This is a genomic window from Celeribacter ethanolicus (assembly GCF_001550095.1).
In the GTDB taxonomy this organism is placed as follows: Bacteria; Pseudomonadota; Alphaproteobacteria; order Rhodobacterales; family Rhodobacteraceae; genus Celeribacter; species Celeribacter ethanolicus.
Map to the genome: position 1 here is coordinate 23,993 of NZ_LRUC01000032.1, position 17,532 is coordinate 41,524.

The following is a 17,532-nucleotide window of genomic DNA, read 5'->3' on the forward strand; positions in this document are numbered from 1 at the left end:
GCGTGACCCTTGATCGTCTCAAAGCGGACCGCCTGCGAACCACCGTTCCGGGTTCACGGGCTGCCCGCCCTCTCTGACCTCTATATAAAGCGTCTCCGACAGACCCGCGCCAGTGCCTTGTGTGGCATTCCGGACAAAGGCGTCGAGATCGGGAGACGCCCCGCCCATCAGGCCCACGGCCGTATCGGCGGGCAATACCGCGCCAACATCTCCATAGACCTCATCGAGCCCCGCCAAAATCAGCAATACGTCATTTGCGGGCTCAAGGATGATCACGTTTCCGTAGTCGAGAAACGGCCCCTTGTAGCGCACGGTGGCGGGCCAGGGTGTGGTCACCAATGACAAGGGCCGCGTGGCCCAGAGCCAGCCGGGACGTTTGACCCCCGCCGCGTCCGCCTCGTTATAGCCGCGCAACATCTTGCCCGGCACCGGCATCGGCCAGTTGCCGCGGGTGCTGTTCGGATCGGTGATTGGCGGCACCCCGTCGACCACATCCATGATCGCAAGACCCGAGGCAAAGGCCTCGAGCGTCTCTGAACTGTCCAAGAGGGTCTGCATCCGTTCGGGATCGGCGGTGAACCGGCGGGGCAGATCGGTGCGGTCGGACATCGCCTGCGACAGGTCGGTGCGCGCCTGTTGCACGTCCTGCAAGCCACGCGACAGGGTGTCGAGCGCCTCACTCTGCAATTCGCGCAGGATCTGCATTTCCTCAAGGCGCACGCGAATGTCCTCGACCTCCGCCTGCATCGACGGCGTGACGGCAGAGACCAGCATCCCCGCACGCGCCTGCCCCAAAGGTCCGCCGGGATGCACCAGCGCTTCCGGCGAAGCGTCGGGTTTCATCGCGATCAGCACACCGAGCAATTGCGCGAACTGGCCGCTTTCATCGGCAAATTCCCGCGACAATTCGGATTCGCGCAACGCCACCTGCCGAAGCCCGGCACGCATCGCCTCGAGCCCATCCTCATAGGCGCGCACCACGCCGGTGAGTGCCTTGACGCGGTCGGTCGAGGATTGCGCGGCCTGAAGCGCCCCATGAGCGTCGTTGAACTGGGCCAGGGCGGCTTCTGCCAGATCCGCCGGGCTCTCCTGCGCTAGCACAGGGCCGCTGGCAATAGCCCCGCCCAGGATCAGATAAAACGCCGCCGCGCGGAGACGCATCATTTGACGATGAGGCTCACGCCGGTCATTTCCTCGGGCTGCGGCAATTGCATCAGCTCAAGGATCGTCGGCGCCACATCGGCAAGCCGCCCGCCATCGCGCAGTTTGACCCCTTTCGGCCCGCCGAACAGGATCACCGGCACCGGGTTCGTCGTATGCGCCGTGTGCGGCCCGCCGGTCACCGGATCGACCATGGTCTCGCAATTGCCGTGATCCGCGATCACCAACATCGCGCCGCCGACCTTCTCCAGCTCCGCGATCACCTTGCCCAGACCATCATCCACCGCCTCGCAGGCGGCCATCGCGGCCTCCAGAATTCCGGTGTGACCTACCATGTCCGGGTTGGCGAAATTGGTGACGATCAGGTCATAGCCCTCGTCGATGGCCCAGACGAATTTCTCCGCCACCTCGGGCTCGCTCATTTCGGGTTGAAGATCATAGGTCGCGACTTTCGGTGATTTCGGCATGAAGCGATCTTCACCCTCTTCCGGCACTTCCTTGCCACCATTGAGGAAGAAGGTCACATGCGGGTATTTCTCGGTCTCGGCCAGACGGAATTGTTTCAGCCCATGTTTCGCGACCCATTCGCCCAGCGTGTTGCGAATGTCGCGCGGCGGATAGGCGGTTTTCATATAGGCGTTATGACCGGTGGAATACTCGACCATGCCCAAGAGCGCCGAAAACGTCGGGCGATCCCCGATGTCGAATTCGGTAAACCCCGGCTCGCCAATGGCGCGCAGGATCTCCCGCGCGCGGTCCGCGCGGAAGTTGTTGCAGAAAAAGCCGTCGCCGTCTTTCACGCCCTCATACCCGTCGATCACCGTCGCCTTGATGAACTCGTCCACATCGCCGCGCTCATAAGAGGCCGTGACAGCCGTCACAGCATCCGGCGCGGTTTCGATGCCCTGGCCATGAATCATCGCATCATAGGCCTGCGATACCCGTTCCCAGCGGTTGTCGCGGTCCATCGCGTAATAGCGCCCGATCACTGTACCGACCTTGGCGCCCTCCGGCAGGCGCGCCACGAAATCGGCGATGAATTTATCGGCGGATTGCGGCGCCACATCGCGCCCGTCGGTGATCGCATGAATGATCACCGGCACCCCCAGATCGGTGACCGCTTTGGCGGCGGCCAGCGTATGTTCGATATGGCCGTGCACACCACCGTCGGAAATCACCCCCATGAGATGCGCCGTGCCGCCTGCGGCTTTCACATCGCCCGCGAATTTCACGATGGCTTCGTTCTTGAAAAAAGACCCGTCCTCGATGGCCAGGTCGATCTGGCCCAGATCCATCGCCACCACGCGCCCCGCGCCGATGTTGGTGTGTCCCACTTCGGAGTTCCCCATCTGTCCGGTCGGCAAGCCCACATCCGGGCCAAAGGTGATCAGCGTGTTATGCGGACAGTCCGCCATCAGCCGGTCGAAATTCGGCGTGTTGGCCAGAGCCGGCGCGTTGGCTTCCGGCGTCGGGCCGATGCCCCAACCATCGAGAATGCAAAGAACAACAGGTTTCGGCGCGGCCATGACGGGCTCCTTTCAATCTCAGAGCGAACTCTTTGCCCCTATCTAGCGCGCCGCTGCGCGCGTTTGAACCGCTTTGCTCTTCTTCTTTGAAAAAATACTCACATCACACCCGGTGATAGGGCGATCCGGCCAATATCGAGGCGGCACGGTAAAGCTGTTCGGTCAACATGGCGCGGGCCAGCATATGGGGCCAGACCATTTTGCCCAGAGAAATGGAAAAATCCGCCTGTGCCCGCAGGCTTGGGTCGATTCCGTCCGCGCCGCCGATGACAAAAGCCACGTCGGAGCGCCCGGCATCGCGCCAGCCCGCGAGTTTCTCGGCAAATTCAGGCGACGTGATCACCTGACCGCGTTCGTCCATGGTGACGATGACGCTGCCTTTCGGCAAAGCGCGCTCCAATAGCGCCGCCTCCGCCACCATACCGCCGCCCTTCTTGTCCTCGACCTCCGCAATCGTCAGAGGGCCGAGGCCAAGCGCGCGCCCGGTGCGGTCGAACCGGGTGGTATAATCGTCGATCAGAGCGGCTTCGGGCCCTTTGCGCAAGCGCCCGACCGCACAGATATGCACCTTCATGAGCGTCTCAGCTTGCCGGTCAGCTTGCGGTGGTTTTCCCTGCCAGAGCGGCCTTCGCCTCTTCCGGCGACATCCACATCTTTTCGAGCTGATAGAAATCGCGCACTTCCGGGCGGAAGATGTGGACGATCACATCGCCTGCATCGATCAAAACCCAGTCGCCCTGATCCTTGCCCTCGACACGCGAGAAAATCCCGCACTGCTGTTTCAGCGCATCGGACAGCTTCTCGGCCATGGCGCTCACCTGACGAGTCGAACGACCCGAACAGATCACCATGTAATCCGCAACCTCCGACTTGCCGCGCAGGTCGATGGACACGAGGTCTTCGGCTTTATCCTGATCAAGGGAGTTGGTTACGAAATCGAGCAGTCGCTCGCCTCCGATTTGGTCCGGCATCGCACCCATCATGGGCGTCTCCGGCTGTGCGGCACCGTCTGCCGCGCTCTGTACGTGAGACAGGACATAGTCCTCCAAAGGTTAAACGCCGTTCCGCCCCGGCGCCGGGCATGGATCAAATGTAGCATCGGACTGTTTAAATCTCAATGTTTGGTGCGCCAAAGATCAATCGAATGCTTTTGCCGTCGGATTTGTGGTCAAAGTCGAGCCTTCGAGCACACGAACTTCGCGCTGCGGGAAGGGGATGGAAATGCCGTTTGTCTTGAACGCATCCCAAAGCGCCAGATAGACATTTCCCCGCACATTCGTCAGACCGCCCGTCGGGTCGGTGATCCAGAACCGCAGGATGTAATCGACCGACGAGTCGCCGAAGCCGACGATGTGACACACTGGCGGTTTATGGGTGAGCACTCGATCCACACGCTGCGCCGCCTCGACGGCAATCTTACGCACGGCATGCGGATCGTCGCCATAAGACGTGCCGAAATACAAATCGAGTCGCACGAAATCGTTGGTGTGAGACCAGTTCACCACTTGCCCGGTGATCAGGTCCTCATTGGGGATCAGGTATTCCTTGCCGTCCCGCGTGGTGATCGAGGCGTAACGCGCGCCCAGCGTGTTGATCCAGCCGAATGTTTCGCCCAGCGAAATCACGTCGCCGGGCTTGATCGACTTGTCCAGAAGGATGATTACACCCGAGACGAGGTTTGACACGACCTTCTGAAGGCCGAAACCCAAACCGACACCAATCGCGCCTGAAAGCACTGCCAAACCGGTTAGATCGAAGCCCACGGCCTTCAATCCGATAAAGAAAGCCGCGCCATAGAGGGAGAGTTGCACGCCCTTGATGATCAGTTCCCGCATCGAGGGCGAAATATCCTCGTTGCGCCGGATTTGGGTCGAAGTTTGAGACGAAATCAGCCTTGCGAAGGTAAAGAGAAGCCCGGTCACGACGAGCGCTTTGAGCACCGAAAGCGCCGAGAGGCGGAAAGAGCCAAAGGTGATCGCGATTGTGTCGAGGAAATCGGAGGTTTCTTCGACAGCGCCGAAGAAATAGAGCGTCACATAGGCCCAAAGCCCCCAGCGCATCAGCCGCCTGAGCGCGCGGTTCTTGACAAGTTGCACGACCAGTTCGACCGCCACCCAGGCGGTGACGATCCGGGCGAGGATGGCAATCAGGTAAGATCGCGAGGGCCATGTGACCTCGTGCATGACGAGAAATATGCCCCAAAGCAGCACCGCCCAGACGATCAGGATCAGCCGCTTTTCAATCGCCAAAAGCCAGCGCAACTGCCATTTCGGACGGCCCTCAAGCCCGCGCATCCAATCGCGCATCCGGACCCGCAGGTTGCGCCCGACGAACAGCGCGATGGCGAAGGCGACCAGCGAAATCCCGATTTGGTAGAGGTTCCAACGCCGGAGCAAACCTTCCAGAAACGAAAGTACATGCCCGCCGGTGTCGCCCAAAAGGCTTGTGATTTGGGTTGGGTCCAAACTGGTCTCCCTTTAGCCTCCCATTTTCACAAGCTTGGCACGGCGCACAGCAATCGGGCAAGCGCATCTCTCTTGCGGGACTCGCCGACAAGCTATATGTGAGGCCTCATGAAACGCATGTTTGAGATAGCTGACCGGGCATTTTTGCCTTGGCGATTCTTCGGGGCGATGAACTCCGTACTAGCCCGACTTTGAAGCCGGGCCTTTTGGCGTGCCCGGCACGCCCGCTGACATCTTTCATAATTCCAAAGTACATCCACGGGAGAGCGAAATGACCGCCCCGAAGACACTCTATGATAAAATCTGGGACGCCCATGTGGCCCATGAGCAAGAGGACGGCACCTGCCTGCTCTATATCGACCGCCACCTCGTCCACGAAGTGACCTCGCCTCAGGCCTTTGAAGGTCTGCGCATGGCGGGCCGCAAGGTGCGCGCGCCGGAAAAAACCATCGCCGTGCCGGATCACAACGTGCCGACCACGCTGGACCGCGTCTCTGGTGTGATCGCCAACGAAGAGAGCCGCATTCAGGTCGAGGCGCTCGACAAGAACGCGAAAGAGTTCGGCGTCAACTATTACCCGGTCTCTGACGTGCGTCAGGGCATCGTCCACATCGTCGGCCCGGAACAGGGCTGGACCCTGCCCGGCATGACCGTTGTGTGCGGGGATAGCCACACGGCCACCCATGGTGCGTTCGGCGCGCTGGCCCACGGCATCGGCACCTCCGAGGTGGAACACGTTCTGGCAACGCAAACGCTGATCCAGAAGAAGTCCAAGAACATGAAGGTCGAAATCACCGGCAAGCTGCGCCCCGGTGTGACCGCCAAGGACATCACCTTGGCCGTGATCGGCGAAACGGGCACCGCTGGCGGCACCGGCTATGTCATCGAATATTGCGGCGAAGCTATCCGCGATCTGTCGATGGAAGGCCGTATGACCGTCTGTAACATGGCGATCGAAGGCGGCGCCCGCGCCGGTCTCATCGCCCCGGACGAAACCACCTTTGAGTATGTCAAAGGCCGCCCGCACGCCCCGAAAGGCGCGCAGTTCGAGGCCGCTCTGAATTGGTGGAAAACCCTCTACACCGACGAGGGCGCGCATTTTGACAAGGTCGTGACGCTGAAAGGCGAAGAGATCGAGCCGGTTGTGACCTGGGGCACCTCTCCCGAGGACGTTCTGCCAATCTCCGCTGTTGTGCCTGCGCCCGAGAGCTTCAAAGGCGGCAAGGTGGACGCGGCGAAACGCGCCATCGAATACATGGGGCTCGAAGTGGGTCAAAAACTGACCGACATCCAGATCGACACCGTCTTTATCGGGTCGTGCACCAACGGCCGGATCGAGGATTTGCGCGCCGCCGCCGCAATCCTCAAAGGCAAGAAGATCAAGGACGGCATACGGGCCATGGTCGTGCCGGGGTCGGGTCTTGTGCGGGCTCAGGCCGAGGAAGAAGGCATCGCGCAGATCTTTATCGACGCGGGCTTTGAGTGGCGTTTGGCTGGGTGCTCCATGTGCCTCGCCATGAACCCCGATCAGCTGTCCGAGGGCGAGCGCTGTGCCTCCACCTCGAACCGCAACTTCGAGGGACGTCAGGGTTATAAGGGCCGCACGCACCTCGTGTCGCCTGCCATGGCCGCCGCTGCCGCCGTCACCGGTCACCTGACCGATGTGCGCGAACTGATGACCGAAACCGAGACCGCTTAAGGAGCCGCAAAGATGGAAAAGTTCGAAAAACTGACCGGTATCGCGGCGCCCATGCCGCTGGTGAACATCGACACGGATATGATCATCCCCAAGGTGTTCCTGAAAACCATCAAGCGCTCCGGCCTTGGTGTGAACCTGTTCGACGAGATGCGCTATGATCGTCAGGGCAATGAAATCCCCGATTTCGTCCTGAACAAACCGCAGTATCGCGACACGCAAATCCTCGTGGCGGGCGACAACTTTGGCTGTGGCTCGTCGCGTGAACACGCGCCCTGGGCGATTGCGGATTTCGGCATCAAATGCGTGATCTCCACGTCGTTCGCCGACATTTTCTACAACAACTGCTTCAAGAACGGCATCCTGCCGATCGTGATGCCGCAAGAGGTTGTGGATGTGTTGATGAAGGACGCCGAGAAGGGCTCGAACGCCCGTATGGTCGTCGATCTGGAGGCGCAGACCGTGACCACCTCGGACGGCGAAAGCTTCCCGTTTGAAGTGGACGCTTTCAAGAAACACTGTCTGCTCGAAGGGCTCGACGACATCGGCCTGACCATGGCCCATGTTAAGGATATCGACGCCTACGAGGCGAAGATGGCGCAGGAACGTCCCTGGGTCTGAGGTTCACGGATCAAGAACGGAAAACGGCGGCCATTGGGTCGCCGTTTTGCATTGGGTTCACTTCGCACGCATCAAGCGGCGAATTTCGGCAAGGCTGTCCAACTGCTTGGCATTCGGCTTTTGTCCGACGCCCGCATAGATGGAATGGAGGATGCCTTCGACCGGGCCGTAGCCGTCGGAGCCCGCGAGCTTGTAGAGCTTGCGCGCAAGCCGCGTGATTGCAGTGCTCGACCCGTTGCAGGATGCGATCAGCCAGTCGGCGAGCGTCTTGATCTCTTCCGCATCCGTCAGGCTGAAATCCAGATCCTTTTGCAGCCGGATCACATATTGCAGGATCAGTTCCGAAGTCGGATAGCCCGCTTCGTCGATCACCGCCTTGACCAGAGCGGCCACCGCGATCCGGGCATCTTCGATCTGCTCCACGGGATGCGTTCCCGACTTGCGGGTAAAGCCGAAACGGCGCACGGCGAGCCGGAGATCGTCCGCCATCCCGATCAGATCGGAGGCGGCATTGGCGGCATTGCGCGCCCGGTTCATGTAGAAGAACGCTGTAATGGCAACCCCGAGAACGGCCAGCAATATTGGCATGATAACACTCCGAAAACGTCTTTCTCCGGACTATTGGCAGATCACGTTTCATTCACAATGGGAAAAAATCCCTGTGCATGTCTTCTATGGTGACAATCACATGTTTACCTGTGAGACATAAGCGATCAGCCGAAAGGAGATCAGCTATGACGAATTGGAAAATCTGGGTCGGGATCGGTGTCCTGACGTTTCTTTTCGGCTTTCTCGCGCTGGGCAATACGGTGGTCGCCTCGCTTGCGATCACCATCATGCTCGGTACGCTCTTCGCCATCGCCGGTGCTGCCCAGCTTTGGGCGGGCTTCTCCGGCGCGGCCCATGACAACCGGGTCTTTTCCCTGCTCTGGGGGCTTTTGAGCCTGATGATCGGGGTGAGTTTCATCGCCAACCCGGTCGAGGGCACGGTGTCGCTCACCATGGTGGTGACCGGTTTCCTTGTGGCCTCCGGGCTGATCCGTTTGCTCATGGCCTGGCGGATGCGGGAAAGCCCCTTGTTCTGGACGCTGTTGCTGTCCGGGACGGTGACCGTGCTTCTGGCCGGTTACATCATCGGCAATTTTGCGGCGATTTCCCTGTCGCTTCTGGGCTTGCTGTTGGGCATTGAGCTATTGGTCGACGGTGCCGGTCTGATCGGTTTCGGCCTGTTCCTGCGCAACCACCGGTCCTGAAACGGCGGCCGGAGAGGCCGCCGTCGTCGCATGCGTCATTCCAGCGTCGGCAGCAGGCCGTTGGTTTGCGCCGCGGCCAGTTCCTCGATCGACACTTCGCCGCTGGCATCGGCATCAATCGCCGCAAAGGTCTCTTCGCTTAGATCGGGATAGACCGCACGCATTTCCGCCATGGAAAACGTGCCGTTCCCGTCGCTGTCCACCAGCGTGGATTGCGCAAAAGCCGGGGCGGCAAGGAGGGTCAGAGCGCCAAGGGTCCGTGCAACAGATTTCATGTTCATGTGTCCTTTCTTGTGATGGCACCCGCGTCTTGCGGGCAAATCGGAACGGTTCTGCACCGTCGATCCGAGAGATACGCCCGAGAGGCGAGCTCGCAAGGCGCTGGAAACATTGCAAAGATTTTGCGCGCCTGACTGCCGGAAGGGGGCGAAATGCCGCGTGTTTTTAGGCGGGTTTCGGCACTTCGGCGGATTTTGACGGTCAAAACCGGCAAGGATCTGCGCGAAGGGCGGGGCGGACGGTATGTCCCTCTTGATCGCTCTGAAGGATTCTCCAGGGGCTAGGGGGCAGCGCCCCCCCCCCCGGTTCCCGGCATGTCACCTTTTGCCATCCCACATTTTGTGCTGTTCGCGCGACCCCCCACAAGAGGCATCGACAATGATGCAAAAACGCACCGCTTTGTCCACGAATCCGCCCGATTTCAGCGGTTAACCTTAACCATTCCTTGCTGGCGGATATGAAAGAAGGCAAAAGTTGGGCAAGATTGAGGCAATCCGTCATATTTGGCGGGATCAAAATGGAACAAGAGGGCGGCATCGCATCGCTTTCAGCCAGTTTGAAGGGAAATGGGCAGTGATTCATCGCGTCCTGGGAGCGCTGTTGCGTGCTGCGTTGGTGGTCATTCTGATCACGGCGCCATCTGCGCTGTTGCCGAACGTCTCCGCCGATTCCGCGCAGGTCGTGGCACTCGTCGCCTTCTTCGGCGCTGCTCTGACCTTCTTCGAATATGTCTCCGCCTATCCCGGTCTCGTGGAATTCCGCAACGCGCCGCCGTTCAACCGTGTCCGCTTCGGATCGCTTTTCGTCACCGTGATCCTCCTGAGCCTCATCGTGCGTGGCGAAGCCGCCCCGACCGTGGTCACGGATTTCGTCACCGCCATCGGCGCGCTGATCGGCTATGTGCTCGATTTCCCCTATTCTCCGGTGCGCCTGATGCTGACCGCTCTGCCCGACACCAGCTCGCTGGGTGAGATCGAATTGATGCGCGAAGCGGCGGGGATGAGCTATCTCATCTCGCTCATGGCGCTGTCGATCTTTCTCATCGTGCTGCGGATCGGCCACTGGCCGTCGAAATCCGGCTCCTTCAATGTCTGGATCAACCTGCCGACCTTCGATCCGACCGCCGGGGGCGATGTGGTCGAACGGCTGAAACGCGATGCGCGGGTCAACACGATCATCGGTTTTTCCTTGCCCTTCGTGATCCCTGCGGTGCTAAGATCGGCAGGCGATCTCTTCGGGGGTCTGAGCGTCACCAATGACCAATCCATGATCTGGGCCGTCGCAGCATGGGCATTCCTGCCGTCTTCTCTCTTCATGCGGGGCATCGCCATGGGGCGCGTGGCTTCGATGATCGAAGAAAAGCGTCGCCAGACCTACGCCCGCGCCGATCTCGATCACGCCCACGCGTGATCCGGGGCGCGCTGCTTTCTCTCTTCCTGCTTGCGCCTTTTGCTATGTCGGCGGAGACGCTGCGTGTCGCCACATGGACTGTGGAACTCATGCGCAAGGGGCCGGGGCTTTTGCTGCGCGACATCCTCGATGGCGACGATCCGCAGGTTCTGGCCGCACAGGCGCATATCCGGGTGCTCTCCCCCGACATTCTCTTGCTGACCGGCTTCGACACCGATCTCGACGGCCACACGCTGACCGCTTTCGCGGAGGCGCTGGACTATCCTTATCTCTTCACCCGTCCCGGCAATTCCGGCCGCCCCACCGGGCGCGATCTCGACAAGGACGGGCGGCTGGGTGAGCCCGAGGATGCGCAATCCTACGGCGAGTTCACCGGTCAGGGCGGCATGGCGCTCCTGTCCCGCCTGCCGATTGTCGCGGGCGACATCCACGATTTCTCCGACCTTCTGTGGCGCGATCTGCCCGGGGCCAACCTGCCGCAGGGGTATTTCGATGCGGAGGATCTCGGTGTCCTGCGCCTGTCGTCCCATGCGCATTGGGACATTCCCGTGCTCTGGCACGACCAGCCGCTGCATCTCCTCGCCTATACCGCGACATCGCCGGTGTTCGACGGGCCGGAAGACCGCAACGGGCGGCGCAACAGCGACGAGACCCGGTTCTGGTCGCTTTATCTCGACGGGGCGCTGGAGGCCTCACCGCCCGACGGCCCGTTCGTTGTTTTGGGCGACAGCAACCTCGACCCGATGGATGGCGATGGCGACCGGGCAGAGATGCAGCACCTGCTCGCTGACCCCCGGCTACAGGACCCCCGTTCTCGCGCAACGTCCAACGCCCCGGTCGCCAATCCCGGCCAGCGCGGCGATCCCGCGATGGACACCGCCGACTGGACCGATCCCCTGCCTGGAAACCTGCGGGTGGATTATGTCCTGCCCTCAGCCGATCTGGCGATTGTCGCCTCGGGCATCGCATGGCCGGAGGTGAATTTGAAAAAAAACGACTTTCGGCACGGGCTTGTCTGGGTTGATATCGCTGCCATTCCTTGACGACAGGGCAAGCAGCCGTTACCCCGAGCCAACCTTAGGAAAACAAGGACTCGACGCGACATGAGCACGCCTTCTCTTCTCATTCTCCCCGGTGACGGTATTGGCCCCGAAGTGATGGCCGAAGTGGTTCGGATCATCGACTGGTACGGCGACAAGCGCGGCCTGAAATTCGATGTCACCACGGATCTCGTCGGCGGTGCCGCCTATGACGTGCACGGAGTGCCGCTCGCGGATGAAACCATGGCGAAAGCCCAGGAAGTGGACGCCGTCCTGCTCGGCGCCGTCGGCGGTCCGAAATACGACGTTCTCGATTTCTCTGTGAAGCCGGAACGCGGCCTGCTGCGTCTGCGCAAGGAAATGGACCTCTTCGCCAACCTGCGTCCGGCGCAGTGTTTTGACGCTCTGGCCGATTTCTCCTCGCTGAAAAAAGACGTGGTGGCCGGTCTCGACATCATGATCGTGCGCGAACTGACCTCCGGTATCTATTTCGGCGAGCCGCGCGGCATCATCACCGAAGGCAATGAGCGCGTGGGTATCAACACCCAGCGTTACACCGAATCCGAGATCCGTCGTGTTGCGATCGCCGCTTTCGAGCTGGCGATGAAACGCAACAAGAAGCTCACCTCGATGGAAAAGGCCAACGTGATGGAATCCGGCATCCTGTGGCGCGATGTCGTCAACGAGGTGGCCGCAGATTATCCCGAGGTCGAAGTGGGCCACATGTATGCCGACAACGGCGCGATGCAGCTCGTGCGCGCGCCGAAACAGTTCGACGTGATCGTGACCGACAACCTCTTCGGCGACATCCTGTCCGACTGTGCCGCCATGCTCACCGGGTCGCTCGGCATGCTGCCGTCTGCCTCCCTCGGCGCGCCGATGGAAAACGGTCGTCCGAAAGCCATGTACGAGCCGGTCCATGGTTCGGCCCCGGACATTGCGGGTCAAGGCAAAGCGAACCCGATCGCCTGTATTCTCTCCTTCGCCATGGCGCTGCGCTACTCCTTCAATGAAGGCGAAGAGGCTACGCGTCTGGAAAAAGCCATCGAGAAAGTTCTGGCCGACGGTGTCCGCACCGGCGATCTGCTGGCGGGCGAAGGTGTCACCCCGGTGTCCACCTCCGGCATGGGCGACGCGATCCTTGCAGCGCTCGACGCCTCGCTCTGATCTGCTTTGACATTGACGAAAGGGCGTCCCTTGGGGCGCCCTTTTGCATCGGTCGAATGTGTCAGTCGAAAAGATCGAAAAGATCCTCGGCGGCATCGAACAACCGATGCGCCACGCCCTTGCGCTTCTTCTTTTTCTGACGGGGCTTCTCCAAGGCTAGCGCGCGGGCCTTCTTCGCCGTCTTGCCTTTGGGCGAAACCGTCTCACCCACATGGTCCACCCGCAACGCCTTCATCCGCGACAAGGGGGCGCCGCAATTGGTACATTTCAGCTCATGCCGTGCCGCATCGAGCGTCAGCACGGTTTTCGAGCCACAATAACAGCAGGTTGCGGATTTCCGGGTGCGATACATGAATCATGAGATGGGGTCGGGTCTCCTCGGGAACAAGGGCAAACCGACCGATCCCGTTGAAAGCATTCTCCGGAGTGCTACCGTGATAGCGCAAGCAAACAGGCCAGCAACAGGACAGACCGCATGAACATCACCGGAGCCTTCTACGCGCTCGCCGCCTTCGCGATTTTCTCAACCCATGACGTGGTGATCAAATTCTTGGGCGGGCATTACACCCCGTTCCAGATCATCTTCTTCTCCACGCTGTTTTCCTTCCCGCTGGTCATGTTCATGCTGATCCGCGACCGCAACCCCGGCCATCTGCGCCCGGTTCACCCGTGGTGGACCCTGTTCCGCACGCTCGCCGCGATGATCAACACGGTCGCGGCCTTCTACGCCTTTTCCGTCCTGCCGCTGGCGCAGGTCTACGCCCTGATCTTCGCCACCCCTCTGGTGATCACCATCCTGTCGATCCCGATGCTGGGCGAAAAGGTCGGCTTTCACCGCTGGGCGGCGGTTGTGTTGGGCCTCATCGGAGTGATGGTCGTTCTGCGCCCCGGAGGCACCGAACTGACCCTTGGCCATGCCGCAGCACTCTCCTGCGCGCTCTTCGGGGCTTTCGCCTCCGTCGTCGTCCGTAAGGTCGGGCGGGAGGAGCGCACCGAAGTGCTGATGCTCTACCCGCTGATCGCCAATTTCATCGTTATGGGGACGGCCATGTCGTTTTTCTACCATCCCCTGCCGCTGCTGGATCTGGGCGGGGTGGCAACCGTGTCGCTCTTGGGCTTCACAGGTGGCGTGGTCCTCATCCTGGCCTATCGTGCCTCCGAGGCGGCCATCGTCGCGCCGATGCAATATTCCCAGATCATCTGGGCGACGATTTATGGTTATTTCATCTTTGGCGAGAGCGTCGACCGCGCCACCGTGCTTGGCGCCGGGATCATCATCCTGTCGGGCCTCTACATTGTGTTCCGCGAATCGCGTGGCGGTCATTCTGAGAATACTCCGGTGCTCAGGACCCGCTCGCGGGCCTCGACAGCGATGTCCTTTCGAATTTCGCCTTTTGTCCGGCGCGAGAAGCTCCGCTGAGCCGTGCCGGGTGTGTGGGAAAACCTGTTTTTCATGGAAACGGAGATGGGTCAGGGCATGTTATCGGTCTTTCGTGGCAAAGACGAAATTCGCTCTTGCAAATCGCCGCGCCCCCCTATATTCCGCCCGTCACGGTCGGAGCGTAGCTCAGCCTGGTAGAGCACTGTCTTCGGGAGGCAGGGGCCGGAGGTTCGAATCCTCTCGCTCCGACCAATTCAAACTTATCGATAGTCAGGACATTTGTCCTTTCGCGTCACGATGTGACCTTTGAGCGCCGTTTTGCCCTGGCTCGGTTTGCCCGCCGCTAGAGGGCAAACACATTATCTGCACCCGCCGCGCGGGTGCGCCGCTTCATGAAAACGTGGAATCTGTCTGGAACCCAAAGATTGTCGACGAGGCTAAGAGCTGACAAAGCGAGCCTACGCTTTGCTGCATTGTCGCGGAAATTTCGGCCCATTCCGGACGTTGCCGGTACCCCAGTATGCTGCGCAGCAGCTTTCCGAAAACAGACGTCCGCTAGAGCTGGGCAGTTTTGCATCTCTAACTACCCAGCCCGTGCAACATCAAGACGATTACCTTTTGATCACACCGTGTTCCTCATAGGCCTTCAGCAGTGTTGCGGTGAACTCTTCGGTCTTTGAAGTCACGCTGCCCAAGTCCGGCCAAGCAAATGGTTCTGTGAACAAGGAAAGCTCTTGCTCAACTTCCAGTCCAAGCTTTGCCGCGACTGCCAGCGCTGACGTCGGTTCTTTGTCTTCCGGCCACAGCAACTCATCAAATGTGATCCAGACTTCTTCTCCATCTATGAGACTGATTTCCGCGCGCATTGCGCCTAAGCGTTCGTTGACTGACGTTGCATCCTCAAGGAGCGCACACCGTATGAGCACTGAGACAGTCTCCTCATTCAAGTGAAGTGTGAGCCTAGGCTCCACAATGCGCACTTCTGGGGTTTCTCTTTGCGCATCATTTGGCGTCTCCGCCGGCTTCCCAGGAGACTTACTGTCAAATGGCTCCATGTGAATATTGAGAGGATGTGTGCCACAGTTTGGACAGTGCCAATAGTTCTTCGCCAATTGTGTTCCTGTAATCTGCACATCGCAGCTATGGCAGTACCAGACAGACGCTTCCCCGCCTCCAATTGGGTGGCGTGCTACGCCATCAAGATCGGCTTTTGTTGATCGTCGAGGCCAATCCACTGCCATTTGCGCCCGGATTCGTTTGCTGCGCTCTTTGGCGATATCGAGTAGTTTGCTCAGAAATTCGGGTTCCCTGACCGGGCTAGTTTCTGCATAGCGTTCATCAATTTCGACGATAGGTGCTTTAAACGGGGCTTCCGGAATGCGTAATTCCCAACCCACCCCTGAGACGATAACGTCCCCAAGATAGTCCCCAATCTGGAATTGATGGCCGCAAAGCTCACCTTCTTCTGATGTTGGCTCGTCGTTGTGCTGGAAGTCCCTGGTGGATGCGGTTGCCTCGGTTTTGGCTCCTACTTGGCGCACAAATTCGCCCGCCTTTGCCAAATCCTCGTCACCCGGAAGCCAGCCCTCCTTAGTTGCATCGGTCAGTTCCTTCCAGTGTGCGAACCCCATCTCGGCGGCCAAAACGTTCAATGCTTCAGTGTGTGCCATGGCCGTCGCACGCGCATACCGTTTGCCAAGCGTCAGGACCCATTAATCGTCTTGCGCTGATCTTGGTCCCGTGATTCACGCTGTCCCGACAGAAGGGGAAGCACGATGAGCAATCTTTTTTGGCTGACGGACGAACAGATGACGCGACTTAGGCCATTCTTTCCGAAGAGCCATGGCAAGCCGCGTGTCGATGACCGGCGCGTGCTGAGTGGCATAATCTTCATCAATCGCAATGGCTTGCGTTGGTGTGATGCACCCAAGGCATACGGACCGTCCAAGACGCTCTATAACCGTTGGAAGCGGTGGAGCGAGATGGGTGTATTTGTCAGGATCTTCGAGGGGCTGGCGTCCGAAGTGGAGGAGCCAACCACGATCATGATCGACGCGACTTACCTAAAAGCCCATCGCACGGCCTCAAGCCTGCGGTCAAAAAAGGGGGGCGCGGCAGGCTAATCGGTCGCACCAAAGGGGGCATGAATACCAAACTCCATGCCGTGACCGACACCAGCGGACGCCCGATCAGGTTTTTCATGTCAGCTGGTCAGGTCAGTGATTACACGGGCGCGGCGGCCCTCCTGGACGGCCTGCCGACGGCGGATTGGTTGCTCGCCGATCGTGGCTACGACGCTGATTGGACCTGTCCCGTTTTCGTGCCGCCCCATGTGCTCGTTTAAGCCACTTTCCGTTCGAATGCGACGGGGCTTTTCCAGCCTAGTGCTGAGTGGCGTCGTCGCGGATTGTAAAACCCGTTGATGTATTCAAAGATCGCCACTTCAGCTTGCCGCCGCGTTTCCCATGACTTGCGCCAGATCAGTTCGGCTTTGATGGTTTTGAAGAACGTTTCGACAGCAGCATTGTCGTAGCAATTGCCCTTGCCGCTCATCGACACCTTGAAGCCATGCTGGCGCAGAAGCTTCTGATAGTCATGTGAACAATATTGCGACCCGCGATCCGTATGATGAATGCAGCCTTTGGGCGGCGCCCGGAAAGCTATGGCCATGTTCAATGCTCGGATCGCTAAGTCGCGTTTCATGCGATTGCTGACTGCCCAGCCGATCACCCGCCGAGAATGCAGGTCAAGAATAACAGCCAGGTAGAGCCATCCTTCTCGCGTCCAGACATAGCTGATGTCGCCCGCCCACTTCTGGTTCGGTTGATCGGCGTGGAAGTCCCGGTTCAGCAGGTTTGGCCCGATGTTGAACGCATGGTTGCTGTCCGTCGTGACCTTGTATTTCTTCGATCTTTCGACCCGGATGCCGTTCTCGCGCATCAAGCGGCCCACACGGCGATGACCGACGTCCAGACCGATCTCCTTCAACTCTTCGGTCATTCGCGGCCTGCCGTAGCTACCAAGGCTCAGGCGGGACTGTTCTTTGATGTGTGCAAGCGTGACCATATCAGATCGTTGTCTGCGACTGGCAGGGCGACTACGGAAGGCCCGCAAGCCACGTGTGCTGACGCCAACGACACTGCATAAACGGTTGGCTGGAAAATGGTTCCTGTGTTCCTCGACAAACCTAAATCTCATTGCTTTAGGCCCGCGAAGAACTGGGTGGCCTTTTTTAGGATTTCCCTCTCCTCCTTGAGAAGCCGGATCTCTCGTCGAAGCCGCTCATTCTCTTTGGCGAGGTCTAAATCCTCTTGTGAAACCACCTTCGTGTCTCGGTGTGCTGTGATCCATTTGTTCAGCGTCGACATGCCAACGCCCAGATCATCAGCCACCTGCTTGCGCGTCAACCCGCTGGTCAGCGCAATACGCACTGCATCTTGGCGAAATTCGTCCGTCCGTTTCAGTCCCATAGTCAGTCTCCTTTGTTCCAGTAAAGGCTATCAAAGGAGCGGCATCAAACCGTGACACGTCCA

17 protein-coding genes, 1 tRNA gene and 1 pseudogene are annotated in these 17,532 nt (G+C 59.7%); 9 read left to right on the forward strand and 10 right to left on the reverse strand.

Annotated elements, in window-relative coordinates; all coding sequences use genetic code 11:
• Nucleotides 1–18: 18 nt before the first annotated feature.
• The 5 genes from NH195_RS12120 to NH195_RS12140 all read right to left on the reverse strand — a co-directional run bounded on the left by NH195_RS12120 (nt 19) and on the right by NH195_RS12140 (nt 5,152).
• Nucleotides 19–1,164 (reverse strand): murein hydrolase activator EnvC family protein, encoded by a 1,146-nt coding sequence (locus NH195_RS12120; RefSeq protein ID WP_155846170.1) that lies wholly within the window; start codon nt 1,162–1,164, stop codon nt 19–21.
• Entirely contained in the window at nt 1,161–2,687 is a 1,527-nt protein-coding gene (gene gpmI / locus NH195_RS12125; RefSeq protein WP_066707329.1) for a 2,3-bisphosphoglycerate-independent phosphoglycerate mutase, read from the reverse strand. Before gpmI ends, NH195_RS12120 begins: the two co-directional genes overlap by 4 nt.
• 103 nt (nt 2,688–2,790) lie before the next feature.
• A complete protein-coding gene (rlmH, locus tag NH195_RS12130) occupies nt 2,791–3,261 on the reverse strand; it encodes a 23S rRNA (pseudouridine(1915)-N(3))-methyltransferase RlmH (RefSeq protein WP_066707332.1) in 471 nt (156 codons plus the stop codon).
• A 19-nt stretch (nt 3,262–3,280) separates the two neighbouring features.
• Nucleotides 3,281–3,670: a ribosome silencing factor gene (gene rsfS / locus NH195_RS12135; RefSeq protein WP_081423912.1), complete on the reverse strand. Its 390-nt coding sequence runs from the start codon at nt 3,668–3,670 to the stop codon at nt 3,281–3,283.
• Nucleotides 3,671–3,823: 153 nt separating this feature from the next.
• Nucleotides 3,824–5,152: a mechanosensitive ion channel family protein gene (locus tag NH195_RS12140; protein WP_066707335.1), complete on the reverse strand. Its 1,329-nt coding sequence runs from the start codon at nt 5,150–5,152 to the stop codon at nt 3,824–3,826.
• A gap of 271 nt (nt 5,153–5,423) precedes the next feature.
• Between NH195_RS12140 and leuC the strand changes: the two genes are divergently transcribed.
• Both leuC and leuD read left to right on the forward strand, forming a co-directional pair.
• The gene (gene leuC, locus NH195_RS12145) at nt 5,424–6,851 is read left to right on the forward strand and encodes a 3-isopropylmalate dehydratase large subunit (RefSeq protein WP_066707337.1); all 1,428 of its coding nucleotides are present in this window, start codon (nt 5,424–5,426) and stop codon (nt 6,849–6,851) included.
• A 12-nt stretch (nt 6,852–6,863) separates the two neighbouring features.
• Complete coding sequence (leuD, locus tag NH195_RS12150; RefSeq protein WP_066707340.1) at nt 6,864–7,469, forward strand: 3-isopropylmalate dehydratase small subunit; 606 nt, start codon at nt 6,864–6,866, stop codon at nt 7,467–7,469.
• A 57-nt stretch (nt 7,470–7,526) separates the two neighbouring features.
• Here leuD and NH195_RS12155 read toward each other — a convergent pair whose 3' ends face one another.
• Nucleotides 7,527–8,057 (reverse strand): hypothetical protein, encoded by a 531-nt coding sequence (locus NH195_RS12155; protein WP_155846171.1) that lies wholly within the window; start codon nt 8,055–8,057, stop codon nt 7,527–7,529.
• Between the two features lie 146 nt (nt 8,058–8,203).
• Here NH195_RS12155 and NH195_RS12160 point away from each other — a divergent pair, with 146 nt between their 5' ends.
• Nucleotides 8,204–8,722, forward strand: a complete 519-nt coding sequence (locus NH195_RS12160; protein ID WP_066707349.1) for an HdeD family acid-resistance protein — start codon at nt 8,204–8,206, stop codon at nt 8,720–8,722.
• Between the two features lie 35 nt (nt 8,723–8,757).
• On the opposite strand, the gene NH195_RS12165 is transcribed toward NH195_RS12160, so the two are convergent.
• A complete protein-coding gene (locus NH195_RS12165) occupies nt 8,758–8,997 on the reverse strand; it encodes an EF-hand domain-containing protein (protein WP_066707377.1) in 240 nt (79 codons plus the stop codon).
• Nucleotides 8,998–9,574: 577 nt separating this feature from the next.
• Here NH195_RS12165 and NH195_RS12170 point away from each other — a divergent pair.
• From NH195_RS12170 to leuB, 3 genes are read left to right on the forward strand one after another with little or no spacing between them, the layout of a single operon-like run.
• The gene (locus tag NH195_RS12170) at nt 9,575–10,411 is read left to right on the forward strand and encodes a hypothetical protein (RefSeq protein ID WP_066707351.1); all 837 of its coding nucleotides are present in this window, start codon (nt 9,575–9,577) and stop codon (nt 10,409–10,411) included.
• A gap of 44 nt (nt 10,412–10,455) precedes the next feature.
• Complete coding sequence (locus NH195_RS12175; protein WP_066707380.1) at nt 10,456–11,454, forward strand: endonuclease/exonuclease/phosphatase family protein; 999 nt, start codon at nt 10,456–10,458, stop codon at nt 11,452–11,454.
• Nucleotides 11,455–11,514: 60 nt separating this feature from the next.
• Entirely contained in the window at nt 11,515–12,618 is a 1,104-nt protein-coding gene (gene leuB / locus NH195_RS12180) for a 3-isopropylmalate dehydrogenase (RefSeq protein ID WP_066707353.1), read from the forward strand.
• A gap of 61 nt (nt 12,619–12,679) precedes the next feature.
• On the opposite strand, the gene NH195_RS12185 is transcribed toward leuB, so the two are convergent.
• Nucleotides 12,680–12,970: a hypothetical protein gene (locus NH195_RS12185; protein WP_066707356.1), complete on the reverse strand. Its 291-nt coding sequence runs from the start codon at nt 12,968–12,970 to the stop codon at nt 12,680–12,682.
• Between the two features lie 123 nt (nt 12,971–13,093).
• Here NH195_RS12185 and NH195_RS12190 point away from each other — a divergent pair, with 123 nt between their 5' ends.
• Both NH195_RS12190 and NH195_RS12195 read left to right on the forward strand, forming a co-directional pair.
• Entirely contained in the window at nt 13,094–14,038 is a 945-nt protein-coding gene (locus NH195_RS12190) for a DMT family transporter (protein WP_066707359.1), read from the forward strand.
• 136 nt (nt 14,039–14,174) lie between these two features.
• Nucleotides 14,175–14,251, forward strand: a tRNA-Pro gene (locus NH195_RS12195).
• 359 nt (nt 14,252–14,610) lie between these two features.
• On the opposite strand, the gene NH195_RS21530 is transcribed toward NH195_RS12195, so the two are convergent.
• Nucleotides 14,611–15,669 (reverse strand): hypothetical protein, encoded by a 1,059-nt coding sequence (locus tag NH195_RS21530; RefSeq protein ID WP_202906505.1) that lies wholly within the window; start codon nt 15,667–15,669, stop codon nt 14,611–14,613.
• Between the two features lie 105 nt (nt 15,670–15,774).
• On the opposite strand from NH195_RS21530, the pseudogene NH195_RS12205 reads away from it, so the two are divergent.
• Nucleotides 15,775–16,304: pseudogene (locus tag NH195_RS12205) on the forward strand (IS5 family transposase); the annotation flags it as partial.
• A 35-nt stretch (nt 16,305–16,339) separates the two neighbouring features.
• Here the strand turns inward: NH195_RS12205 and NH195_RS12215 are convergent.
• A protein-coding gene (locus tag NH195_RS12215; RefSeq protein ID WP_155846026.1) for an IS3 family transposase occupies nt 16,340–17,469 on the reverse strand; the annotation gives its coding sequence in 2 pieces (ribosomal slippage) (nt 16,340–17,226 and nt 17,226–17,469; 1,131 coding nt in all).
• Nucleotides 17,470–17,532 lie beyond the last annotated feature (63 nt).

Excerpts from the sequence above, each read along its gene's own strand:
- NH195_RS12155 (WP_155846171.1), bottom strand. The coding sequence starts at position 8,057 with ATGCCAATATTGCTGGCCGTTCTCGGGGTTGCCATTACAGCGTTCTTC.
- NH195_RS12120 (WP_155846170.1), bottom strand. The coding sequence starts at position 1,164 with ATGATGCGTCTCCGCGCGGCGGCGTTTTATCTGATCCTGGGCGGGGCT.
- NH195_RS12165 (WP_066707377.1), bottom strand. The coding sequence starts at position 8,997 with ATGAAATCTGTTGCACGGACCCTTGGCGCTCTGACCCTCCTTGCCGCC.
- NH195_RS12185 (WP_066707356.1), bottom strand. The coding sequence starts at position 12,970 with ATGTATCGCACCCGGAAATCCGCAACCTGCTGTTATTGTGGCTCGAAA.
- NH195_RS12190 (WP_066707359.1), top strand. The coding sequence starts at position 13,094 with ATGAACATCACCGGAGCCTTCTACGCGCTCGCCGCCTTCGCGATTTTC.
- NH195_RS21530 (WP_202906505.1), bottom strand. The coding sequence starts at position 15,669 with ATGGCACACACTGAAGCATTGAACGTTTTGGCCGCCGAGATGGGGTTC.
- leuB (WP_066707353.1), top strand. The coding sequence starts at position 11,515 with ATGAGCACGCCTTCTCTTCTCATTCTCCCCGGTGACGGTATTGGCCCC.
- leuD (WP_066707340.1), top strand. The coding sequence starts at position 6,864 with ATGGAAAAGTTCGAAAAACTGACCGGTATCGCGGCGCCCATGCCGCTG.
- rsfS (WP_081423912.1), bottom strand. The coding sequence starts at position 3,670 with ATGATGGGTGCGATGCCGGACCAAATCGGAGGCGAGCGACTGCTCGAT.
- rlmH (WP_066707332.1), bottom strand. The coding sequence starts at position 3,261 with ATGAAGGTGCATATCTGTGCGGTCGGGCGCTTGCGCAAAGGGCCCGAA.
- leuC (WP_066707337.1), top strand. The coding sequence starts at position 5,424 with ATGACCGCCCCGAAGACACTCTATGATAAAATCTGGGACGCCCATGTG.
- NH195_RS12175 (WP_066707380.1), top strand. The coding sequence starts at position 10,456 with ATGTCGGCGGAGACGCTGCGTGTCGCCACATGGACTGTGGAACTCATG.
- NH195_RS12160 (WP_066707349.1), top strand. The coding sequence starts at position 8,204 with ATGACGAATTGGAAAATCTGGGTCGGGATCGGTGTCCTGACGTTTCTT.
- gpmI (WP_066707329.1), bottom strand. The coding sequence starts at position 2,687 with ATGGCCGCGCCGAAACCTGTTGTTCTTTGCATTCTCGATGGTTGGGGC.